At 48.6% G+C, this 11,579-nt stretch carries 9 protein-coding genes; all 9 read right to left on the bottom strand.

Features of this window, described 5'->3' with window-relative positions:
* Positions 1–3 precede the first annotated feature (3 nt).
* Positions 4–1,668 carry a putative polysaccharide biosynthesis protein gene (locus tag HP399_RS00705; RefSeq protein ID WP_173620746.1) on the bottom strand — a complete coding sequence of 555 codons (1,665 nt, stop codon included), beginning with the start codon at positions 1,666–1,668 and terminating at the stop codon, positions 4–6.
* A gap of 109 nt (positions 1,669–1,777) precedes the next feature.
* Positions 1,778–2,320, bottom strand: coding sequence for a stage V sporulation protein T (spoVT, locus tag HP399_RS00700; protein ID WP_012683876.1), 543 nt, complete (start codon positions 2,318–2,320; stop codon positions 1,778–1,780).
* Positions 2,321–2,555: 235 nt separating this feature from the next.
* Positions 2,556–3,623 (bottom strand): peptidylprolyl isomerase, encoded by a 1,068-nt coding sequence (locus HP399_RS00695; RefSeq protein WP_173620747.1) that lies wholly within the window; start codon positions 3,621–3,623, stop codon positions 2,556–2,558.
* A 40-nt stretch (positions 3,624–3,663) separates the two neighbouring features.
* A complete protein-coding gene (gene mfd / locus HP399_RS00690) occupies positions 3,664–7,212 on the bottom strand; it encodes a transcription-repair coupling factor (protein ID WP_173620748.1) in 3,549 nt (1,182 codons plus the stop codon).
* 146 nt (positions 7,213–7,358) lie between these two features.
* Positions 7,359–7,589: an anti-sigma-F factor Fin gene (locus HP399_RS00685; RefSeq protein ID WP_007726431.1), complete on the bottom strand. Its 231-nt coding sequence runs from the start codon at positions 7,587–7,589 to the stop codon at positions 7,359–7,361.
* Positions 7,590–7,650: 61 nt separating this feature from the next.
* On the bottom strand, positions 7,651–8,220 hold the full coding sequence (pth, locus tag HP399_RS00680) for an aminoacyl-tRNA hydrolase (protein WP_173620749.1): 570 nt from the start codon (positions 8,218–8,220) through the stop codon (positions 7,651–7,653).
* Positions 8,221–8,326: 106 nt separating this feature from the next.
* Positions 8,327–8,935, bottom strand: coding sequence for a 50S ribosomal protein L25 (locus HP399_RS00675; protein WP_173620750.1), 609 nt, complete (start codon positions 8,933–8,935; stop codon positions 8,327–8,329).
* 90 nt (positions 8,936–9,025) lie between these two features.
* Positions 9,026–9,976: a ribose-phosphate diphosphokinase gene (locus tag HP399_RS00670; protein WP_007726399.1), complete on the bottom strand. Its 951-nt coding sequence runs from the start codon at positions 9,974–9,976 to the stop codon at positions 9,026–9,028.
* Between the two features lie 22 nt (positions 9,977–9,998).
* Complete coding sequence (gene glmU, locus HP399_RS00665; protein ID WP_173620751.1) at positions 9,999–11,384, bottom strand: bifunctional UDP-N-acetylglucosamine diphosphorylase/glucosamine-1-phosphate N-acetyltransferase GlmU; 1,386 nt, start codon at positions 11,382–11,384, stop codon at positions 9,999–10,001.
* Between the last annotated feature and the right edge of the window lie 195 nt (positions 11,385–11,579).

Raw genomic sequence — 11,579 nt, 5'->3', positions numbered from 1 at the left:
TCGTCACGCCTCCTTTTCGTTCATTCTTGCTTTCTCCGCTGGGAGGAGCTTATATTTCGTTAACAGCGAAGCAATTCGCTTTCCTTTTGGCAAAAATTGAATATCGTTTCTCGTAAGTCCACCCGTTTTCAAAAGCGCCAGCAAATAGACCAATGCTCCTGAACCGACAGCCATCAAGCCTACCAGCGTATAGAACAAGCGATTTGAAAGTCCGGCACCACCGAGCACTGTATTAGCGAGCCACTCCACAATCAGCACGACAATCGACATCACCACGACGGACACAAATGGCTTTTTCACCGTTTGGCGGAATCCAATATTTGCTCCCGTGTATTTGATTACCGCAAGAACGTTCAGTCCCATGGCGACCAAATAAGCTAAAACAGTGGCCACTGCTGCACCAGAAATACCCCAGAACGGAACGAGCGCCAGATTGAGGATGAGCTTCACCAATACACCAATAAACAGGTTACGGGCGGGTCGCATTACGCGTCCCAAGCCTTGCAAAATCCCCGCGCTGGCAATACTCACTGTGGCGAAAATAATCGTGAAGGACTGTACGGCGAGGGCCTCGGTACCGTTGCTGTCTCCGTAGAGCATAACGTTGATCGGCTCCGCCAACAGAGCAAGTCCAAAGGAAGCAGGCAATCCCAACAGGAAGGTGAGTCGAATCGCGATTTCGGAACGATGAGAGATCAATTGATGCTGACGCTGGGCAACAGCTTCACTGATTGCAGGCACTAATGCTAGCGACAAGGACGTGGCGAAAAACGTACCAAACTGAATGAGTGGCTGACCACGGTCAAATGCACCCTTCAATAGCTTGGCCATGTCCTCCGGGGTCCCGCTCCATTGCAGCATATTGACGACGGTCATCGAGTCTACAAGTGGTACAAGCGGCAGAACCAGTGCGCCCATACAAATCGGAACGGCGTAGGTCAAGAGATGACGTAATATTTGACGATTGGTCCACGATTGCGCTGCCGATTGCTGTACGTGACTGATGGACATCTGCCCCATCTTCTTGTCCGCTCTCCAATACCAAAGCAAGACGAGAATAGCAGCAATGGCACCTGGAAAAGCAGCAAAAACGGCACCTGTACCAGCCAGGTAAGGGTCCTGATACACGTTCATCGCCCAGAATGCAGCAACCAGAATGAAAATCACGCGAATGAACTGCTCAGCAACCTGAGAGACACCGGTCGGCATCATATTTTGATGCCCTTGAAAATAGCCGCGCAAGATCGCAACCATCGGCACCAATGGCAGTGACCAAGCTACTGCTCGGAGCGGGGTAATCAAATGCTCATCACCCATCATACGGGCAATCATAGGTGCCCCTCCATATAACAGTAAGAAGAAAAAGATCCCGAGAACGACCAGCGATATACTGGCTACTCGAAACGCCCTGCGCGCCCCGATCGCATCCCCGACAGCGATGCGCTCTGAGACGATCTTGGAGATGGCAATGGGGAAACCCGCCGTCGCTAGAATCAACAACGCGGTGTACAGCGGGTATACTTGCATATATACGTACAAGCCGATATCTCCGGCAATGTTTTGGTATGGGATGCGGTATACAGCGCCTAACAGCTTGGAGACAAGACCGGCAATTCCAAGTATCGCCGCGCCTTTCACAAATTGAACGGAAGCCTTTTCTTGAGCCATGTGCGTGAAATTTCTCCTCTCCAACCTAAAACTTCGTTCATTATACCACAAGGCCATAGGCACAAGAAAAACAGCCCCGGGGTACGAGGCTGTTTTTGAAAATCCTATGCTATTGCTCCATCTGCTTTGCCAGGAAACCGGCCGCTGTTTCCGACATTTTGATCTCCAAATCACTCATCTTCGTTGACTCGTTTTTGTTGAGGAGGATCACGGACCCGATTGGATCTCCTCCTGCAACAATCGGTGCGATGACGAACGAGCCCATCGTCTCGTTCAAATCACGACAAATTTCATAAGAGCCTGCGTTTTTCTCCAGTCGGGTCTTTCTTTCCTCCAAGCATTTCTCAACAATACTACCAATTGGTTTCTCCAAGTATTCCTTTTTGGAGGCCCCCGCCACAGCAATGACAGTATCCCTGTCTGAAATCAGTACGGTATGATTCATGCTTTCATACAAAGAGTCCGCGTACTCTTTTGCAAAATCACCCAATTCTCCAATCGGTGAATACTTTTTGAGAATGACTTCTCCGTCACGATCCACAAAAATCTCAAGCGGGTCGCCCTCACGAATGCGCAGTGTACGACGAATCTCCTTAGGAATCACGACCCTACCGAGGTCGTCAATTCGACGAACGATACCAGTTGCTTTCATGTCTTGTTGCCTCGCTTTCCCTGAGAAGTGGGTAGTGAATAGATGGTGGTTGGTTAGTTGTATTTTTTCCTCAAATTCTAATTTTAACTATAGGTGATGGTATCAATTTTTACCAGTTACCTCAATTACTCTCCCCCGGGCGGTAGCGAGTGATAATAGTATTTGCCCATGCTTGAAGAATATGCGAGAAAACGAAAAAACAGGGAAACGAATTCCCTGTTTTTCTTCTGACTTCTTATTTCTTCGCCGGAGCGTCATTTTTGGACTGCGGGATGTTGAATTTCGTAATGAGCTTGTCCAGCTCGTTCTTGGCGAAAGCATCGTAGGCTTTCTCCAAAGAACTCGCGCGGAGCTGTTCCTTCATCTCATCAAAGGTCTTTTCTTTGCGATTCTCGACCTTAATAATATGGTAACCAAAATCAGTTTTTACTGGCGGGCCAACTTCACCGACTTTTTGCGTCAGGGATGCTTCTTTAAATTCTGGTACCCATTGCGTTACATCCGCATTTTCGTACAAGCCGCCAGACTGCTTGCTACCTGGGTCATCTGTGAATTCTGTTGCCAGCTTCGCGAAGTCTTCACCCTTTTTCAAGCGCGCTACCAAGTCATTGGAGATTTTCAACGCCTCTTCTGGTTTGCGCTTTTCGGTAGAGATCAGGATGTGGCGAACAGAAGCAACGGTACGGGAAGCTTTGTCCATTTGATCATAGGTTTGCTTCAGCGTAGCATCGTCGATATTCTTTTTCATCACATTGATGGACTGGTTGATCAGGTCCATCTGATTTACGATCATGTCCTTGGTTACGCCTTGGCCTTCCATGAGCTTGTTGAATTGAGCTTCATCCTTGCCCAAAAAGCCCATGTACTGCGTTTTGATTTTCTCGAAGGTTTTCTCAGCGAGTTCTTTGGACTCTTTTTTCATAGCATCGTCAGAACGGCTAGCCAAAACCTTGGTAGCTGTATACTCACGCGCAAAAGCTTTCAGTGAGTTGCTATCAGCCATTTCAATCATAGTGCCTTGTTGTGGGTTCATGAAGTTAATGACACGCAGGAACTCTTCGAACTCATTTCCTGTTACAGTTCCTCCTTGATACTCCACAATGACCGCTTTCTGGTCTGCTGCGTAAGGCAGAGTGAGTTTAGGGAATTGTACCAAAGGATCATTAGCAGCTTGATTGCCGCCATCTGTCTGATTCGCTGGAGTTTTTGAATCTTGTTTCGCTTCTTCTGCTTTTCCGCCGCAACCAGTCATGAGTGCCACGACCAGAACAGCCGAAGATAGAATCGCTACAGAACGTTTCATAAATAAGGTTCTCCCTTCCCGGGCAAGCCCATTTTGTCAGTTAGGACACAGGGCTCTCCGTACCGGTGTCTCTTCGCACCTGGTGAAATTGACGCAGCAGCTTTTCAACCAACTGCACGCCCTCATCTTCTTTTAACCCCTTTACTTTAACAGCAATCGTGATCTGTTGTCCACCCGACAGCCCAACCCTCTTGCTCCAGTTGCTGGTAAGCGCAAACAAGGCTCCACCATCGATGTTGTTGTTCTGACTAGGGTGCAGGAACAATTTAATCTCGTCTGGATTCTTTTGGCTAATTTCGGTGATGTGGTGCTCCAAGGCATACACACGCATACGGGAAATGGTCAACAGATTATCAACTGGCTTCGGAACTGGTCCAAAACGGTCCAGCAGCTCCTCTGCCAAATCGTCGACGTCTTCCAAGGTAGACACCGCGACAAACTTTTTGTACATCTCGATTTTTTGTCGGCTGTCCGTAATGTACATCGACGGAATATAAGCATCCAGTTGCAGATTGATCTCCACAGGTGTGACAATTTCGTGTTTGACTTCGCCCTTCAGCTCATCAATGGCCTCTTTCAGCATTTGGCTGTACAAGTCGAATCCGACCGTATTAATAAAACCATGCTGCTCGGCGCCCAGCAAATTACCCGCTCCACGAATAGACAAGTCTCGCATCGCGATCTTGAAACCAGAGCCGAGCTCGGTAAATTCCTTGATGGCTTGCAGACGTTTTTCCGCTACCTCTGTCAGCACCTTGTCCCGTTGATACGTAAAGTAAGCGTACGCAATTCGATTGGAACGACCTACACGTCCACGCAGCTGATACAGCTGGGACAAGCCCATTTTATCTGCATTGTAAATAATCAGCGTATTGACGTTCGGGATGTCCACCCCGGTCTCAATGATCGTCGTGCTGACCAATACGTCAAAATTCCCTTCCAAAAAGTCGAGAATGACGCCTTCCAGCTCGCTCTCGTTCATCTGCCCATGCGCTACAGCGATACGCGCATCTGGAACGAGCATAGAAATCTGCTCCGCCATCTGTTCGATTCCTTGTACTTGGTTGTAGAGGAAGAACACTTGCCCATCACGAGCCATCTCACGCTCAATCGCTTCGCGAACGAGGGCAGGGCTGTAATCCATCACATACGTCTGCACCGGAAAACGATTTTCTGGTGGTGTTTCGATAACAGACAAATCACGCACACCGAGCATCGACATGTGCAGGGTACGTGGAATCGGCGTAGCGGTCAGCGTCATGACATCCACATTCGTTTTGATCTGCTTCAGCTTTTCCTTGTGGCTCACACCGAAGCGCTGCTCCTCGTCTACGATTAACAGACCGAGCTCGCGGAATGTCAGGTCTTTGGAAAGCAGACGGTGCGTACCGATGACGACATCGACTGTGCCTTCCTTCAGTCCTTTTAGTGTGGCATTCTGCTCTTTGCGCGAACGGAATCGACTCAATACCTCCACGCGGATTGGATATTCCGCAAAACGCTCACGGAACGTCTCGTAATGCTGCTGTGCCAGAATCGTAGTTGGAACCAAAACGGCTACCTGTTTTCCATCCATGACAGCCTTGAAGGCAGCACGAATCGCAACCTCTGTCTTCCCGTAACCCACGTCCCCACAAACGAGGCGATCCATCGGACGTTTGCGCTCCATGTCCGCTTTCACTTCAGAAATCGCGCGGAGCTGGTCTTGTGTTTCCTGATACGGGAACATCGACTCAAATTCACGCTGCTCTGTCGTGTCGGGAGAGAATATATGACCGACAGCCGATTCGCGGGCTGCGTACAGCTTGATCAAATCTTCGGCGATATCCTTTACAGACGACTGGACTTTGTTTTTGACGCGTTTCCACTCGCTGCCACCCAAGCTGTATATCTTCGGCTGTGCCTCTTCGCTCGCCACGTACTTCTGCACATGGTCGATTTGATCAATCGGAACAAACAGACTGTCTCCTGCGGCGTATTGAATATGAAGGTAATCTTTATGAATTCCGAGAATTTCCTTGGTTTCAATTCCAAGGTATTTTCCAATCCCGTGATTGACGTGGACGACGAAATCACCAGGCTTGAGCTCAAGGTAGTTTTTGATACGCTCCGCGTTGTTCATCGTCTGTTGAACTTTGCGTGCCTTGCGCTGTTTCGCGGTAAATACTTCACCTTCCGTAATAACAACCAGCTTGTTTAGCGGCAGCTCAAAGCCTGTCTGGAGGTTTCCTAAAATGATCGTAGGACGCCCCGGAGGCACCGTCTCCACTGCATCTGTTAAAACGTCCACTTCCATTTCGTAGTCATGCAGGACACGCTCCAGTCGCTTCGCACGCTCCAAATCAGCTGCGACAAAGACGATCTGATCCTGGGACTTCTTCCAACGGGCCAGTTCTGTTTTCAGTACGTTCATCTGTCCGTGGAAGTTTTGCATGGTGCGGCAAGTCAGATTCACGATGTTTTGCGGCTGGGTCTTCGGTGATTGTCTCAAAAATAGGGAGAGGTAAACGATCTGGCGCTTTTTCGTCGACACGATATCGTCGTACGTGCGCGACAGGCTGAGATTGGACATATATTCGCCCTGGATGATACGTCCTGTCAGCCATTCCCCTTCTTCTTTTTGCAATTGCGCTGCCGTATCCAACACACGGGAAGGCTCATCAACGATCAGCAAGGTATCGGAAGGCATATAGGACAATAATGTATCACCCGTCGGGTAAATGACAGAGATGTACGAATACAGCTGTGCAAAACGCTGTCCTTGCTTCATTCTCTCTGCATCAGAGCCGATTCGCTCCATGACCTTTTCCTTGGCAGCCCCATCCTTCAAATTGGCGATGGTTTCTCCCAGCTTTTGTTCTAAACGAACAGCCGATTCCTGCAATAACGGAGTCGAAGCGATCATTTCTTTTGCCGGACCGAGAATGTAAGTCTGGACGGATTCCAATGACCGTTGGGAGAGCATGTCAAATGTACGGATCGAGTCGATCTCCACATCAAAAAGCTCAATCCGCACCGGCCACTCCGAATCGATCGGATACAAGTCGATGATTCCGCCGCGAATACTCATTTCTCCCTTGCGCTCGACCATGTCCACTCGCTCATAGCCAAGCTCAATACATCGGAGTAAAAAGGACTCGATATCGAGCTCATCACCGACGGATAACTGAATTTGTGCTTCCTTCCAGACTTGCGGGGGAACGACCAAGCGACGCAAGCCAGCAAAAGGTGCAACCAAAAAACCCGTAAAGCCTTGGGCCAGACGGTTGAATACATGAATTCGCTGCGCCAGCATTTCAGGGCTGGCAATGGCAAGCTCAGAGCCAATCAGCTCATTACCGGGATAAAGCAACACCTGATCAGAGGGAACCAACTCGATCAAATCTTCGTATACTTTTTGTGCTTGGTACATGTTATGCGTCACTACGCAGACCGGACGATCTGACATTTGTTGCAATGACGCCATCAATACTTGCCGTGCGGAACCAGCTAAGCCAGAGACAAGCTGCTCATGTAGCCCCTTCTCCAAGCCAGCCACGATTGTCCCGACGTTCGTGTCCTGTTTCATCGGGTTAATGATGACTTGCATTCACTAATCCCCTCTCTAATTCTTCTGTGAACTAAAATCAGACCCTCGCTTACGTTCACAACAACCGCAGGTCAGCCATGCGAAAAGAAGCCTTAGCTCCCCAAGCTAAGGCCTTGTCAGTGCAAGCCTTCCTAATGCGTATCCACTTATTGAAGTGGGTTTCCGACTAGCGAAAGCTCTGGATGCTGAATCAGCGCTTCACGGCAATAGTCGCACGTGATGCTGACGACCGTATCTCCACTTTGTTCTCTCGATATTATAAGAGCACGTTCCTCCGGGGTCAAGGAATCAAACCCGAGCTGCGCTTCTGTTACTTGCGATTCGTCAAATTCTGCAATCTTCATGCCGCAGCAACGACATGTATAGCGTATGCTCATGCACATACCACCCCCATACTGTTCCTATCGGTTAGTATGGACGATTGGGTGGGAAATCATACTACTTCTTCAAGCTGTTGTAATGGTTCATGACCTTTAAAAACGACTCTCTTGTCCACATGGCGCATGCATCAGCAGCCAAGCTCACCGCTTCTTGAATGTCGGCTCTTTCCGCCACTGGAAACGTATTCAAAACATAGTCGCTGACGCTCCGCCCTGGTTCAGGACGACTGATTCCGACCTTGATTCGTTTAAACTCCTGTGTGCCCAAATGCTGAATCATCGACTTGATGCCGTTGTGCCCACCAGCGCTGCCTTTTTCTCGCAGACGAAGATGTCCAGTCGGCAAATCAAGATCGTCGTAGATGACAACGAGATCGTCCGGAATCAGCTTGTAAAACTTGAGGACTTCCGCTACCGACTCACCGGAGAGATTCATGTATGTCTGTGGCTTCACCAGCAGCACCTTGTCGCCTTCGATTCGGCCTTCGCCCACGAGGGCACGAAACTTGTTTTGCGTAACAGGAATTCCCCATTTGTCGCTAATCTTATCTATGGCCATAAAGCCAGCATTATGTCTGGTGTCTTCATATTTTTTGCCGGGATTGCCCAATCCAATTATGACTTTCACGCTTATTCCCTCCTACTCTCTTCCCATTGTACTCGAATGGTCACGTGAACAAAAGGAAAAGGGCAGAGATGAAATCACCTCGCCCTTCTTTATTTATGCCACGATTTTATTCGTTAGCGGTTCCTGCTTTTTCGGCCACTGCTTCTGCTTCTTGCTCTGCATCAATCGATTCTTCGGACTTAACCTTAACTGGCAGGACACTGATCAGCACTTCCGTGGAATCAAGCCCTAGCTCCACTCCTGGTGGGACAGTCAGATCCGCTACCAAAACGACATCCCCGATATTGAACCCGTCGACATCGACCAGGAACGATTCTGGTATATTACCTGGCAAGCAAGTCACTTCCACACTGTGGCGGACAAGGGTAGCCACACCCAACTCCGGATCTCCCGTCATGAGGACAGGAACGGACGTGTGTATTTTTTCATTCATATTGATCTTCTTAAAATCTGCATGCAAAATGTTCCCCTGCAAAGGATGCCGTTGCAGCTCATAAACCATGACATCGTGCGTGTCCCCGTCTACACTCAACCGGAATGGCTTGTTCGTCGCCTGGTGACGCAGGGCAGCATCCAGCTCTCTTCCTTTGAGCTGAATCGGCTTATTGCCCACTTCGCTGCCGTACATAATACCAGGAATCCAACCTTCCTTGCGCAGTACCTTTACAGCATTGCCTGTCTTTTTTTCGCGAGACTGTGCCTGTAATTGTTCCACAAAAAAACCTCCTTCGGACCGCTAGTAAAAGTTTCCTCACTAGCTTGTCCATCGGAGGTTTAGTTCAATCCCCAAACAGGGGATTGTATATTAATCGAACAATTTACTTACGGAAAGCTCTTCGTGAACACGAATGATTGCTTCACCAATGATTGGCGCTACGGAAAGAACGGTAATCTTATCGATAATTTGTTCTTCTGTCAGCGGGATCGAGTTGGTTACAATCAGTTCCTTGATCTTCGAGTTTGCAATACGCTCGATAGCAGGACCAGACAGAACTGGGTGCGTGCAGCATGCATATACTTCACGTGCGCCTGCTTCTACAAGTGCACTAGCAGCCAATGTGATCGTTCCAGCGGTATCGATAATATCGTCGATGATGATCGCTGTTTTGCCTTCGATGTTACCTACGATGTTCATTACTTCGGCTACGTTTGGTTCTGGGCGACGTTTGTCAATAATGGCAATAGGCGCTTCCAGACGTTCTGCCAATTTACGAGCACGGGTCACTCCACCGTGGTCTGGAGATACGACAACGATATCTTTCAAACCTTTTTCAGAGAAGTGTTTACCCAAGATAGGCACACCCAGCAGATGATCAACTGGAATATCGAAGAAGCCTTGGATTTGTGTTGCGTGCAGATCCATCGTAATCACACGTTGTGCACCTGCTGTCTCGATCAGGTTCGCAACCAGCTTGGCCGTGATTGGATCGCGTGCACGTGCTTTACGATCTTGACGAGCATAACCGTAGTAAGGAATTACCACGTTAATACTCTTAGCCGAAGCGCGCTTCAATGCATCGACCATGACCAACAGCTCCATCAGATGCTCATTAACGGGAGCAGATGTTGGCTGAATGACAAATACGTCACAACCGCGAACGCTTTCATTGAGTTTGAGTTGGCATTCGCCATCACTAAAGCGCACTACTTGTGCGTTTCCGAGTGGTACACCGATGTGTTCGGCGATTTCTTTTGCCAGTTCCGGGTTTGCGTTGCACGTAAATACCTTCAGTTTTGGGTCGCGGTAGTTAGCCATGATCTTCTCAAGAACCTCCCGTTTATGATTGCTTTTTGCCCTTGCGAGGCATTTTGTTCGCGTAATCGATTTTATTTACTTGACGCTCACGTGCGATCGCAAGCGCATTATCTGGCACATCTTCATTAATGGTCGATCCTGCAGCTACATAAGCATTTTGTCCAACTGTAACGGGCGCAACCAGATTGCTGTTGCATCCGATGAATGCTCCATCTTTTACTGTTGTTTTATGCTTCACTGCCCCATCATAGTTGACGGTAATCGTTCCACAGCCAATATTGACTCGGTCTCCGATCTCCGCATCTCCTACATAGCTGAGATGAGGAACCTTCGTACCGTCACCAATTTTCGCATTTTTCAATTCCACGAAATCACCGATTTTGGCATTGCTTCCAATCTGTGATCCTGGTCGAACATAAGCAAATGGCCCTACAGATGAGTCGCTTTCCACACTCGAATCAACCATCACCGAGTAAGAAATGTTCACGCCACTCGCTACTTCCACATTCGTCAGATCCGCTTGGGGTCCGATTACACAATCAGCTCCAACGGTTGTTTGTCCACGCAGGAAAGAACCTGGGTGGATCACGGTATCTGCCTCAATCTTCACATCAGTTTCGATGTACGTAGACGCTGGATCAATGATTGTCACACCATTTCGCATGTGACCAGTCATAATACGTTTTTTCATGTAGGCTTCTGCTTCCGATAGCTGTACACGATCGTTAACACCCATTGTTTCCTCTGGGTCAATCGCTTCGTATCCAACTACCTTTTCACCTGCATCACGCAAAATACCGACAACGTCTGTTACATAGTATTCGCCTTGTGCGTTGTCATTTTTCACTTCCGCCAAGGCTTTCCATAATTTTCGGTTGTCATAGCAGTATATGCCCGTATTAATTTCACTGATCGCCCGTTCCGCTTCAGTAGCGTCCTTATGTTCCACGATTCGCAATACTTCGCCCGCCTCATTGCGTACGATACGCCCATAACCTGTTGCATCAGGTAATACGGCGGTTAGTACAGTTGCAGCCGCTTGCTGCTCCTCGTGATAGGTCAGCAAGGCCGACAACGTAGTCGCTGACAAGAGGGGAACGTCTCCATATAAAAGAAACGTAGTTCCTTCTTTATCCTGTAAAAACGGTGCTGCCTGCGAAACGGCATGTGCCGTTCCCAACTGTTCTTCTTGCAGTGCATAAGTGATGTCATCGCCTAGTTTGGCGCGGACAGCGTCAGCACCATGACCTACGACGACAACGATATCCTGAACCTGCATGGACGCCATCGTATCGACTACATGCTGAACCATAGGCTTTCCGCACACAGGGTGCAGGACTTTGTACAGCTTCGATTTCATCCGTGTACCCTGACCAGCAGCCAGAACCACGGCATGGATCTTAGACATGTCAACCCTCCATCGTAGAAGTTCCACAATGACTATATCCTAATTCATATGTGAATTTCAAGACAATCGATACAGGATTATACTTGATTCCTTGCATTGCCAGTAGTTAGACACATGCCAGACAACATTTAATTTTCTGACAGAAATGTGATATATTGTTGGGCGAAAGGGGTTATTTGAAGGAGGTAGGATTAG

The sequence above is a fragment of the Brevibacillus sp. DP1.3A genome (genome assembly GCF_013284245.2).
Taxonomy (GTDB): Bacteria; Bacillota; Bacilli; order Brevibacillales; family Brevibacillaceae; genus Brevibacillus.
Note: the sequence above shows the minus strand (reverse complement) of the source record. Positions and strands in the feature narration are given on the sequence as shown.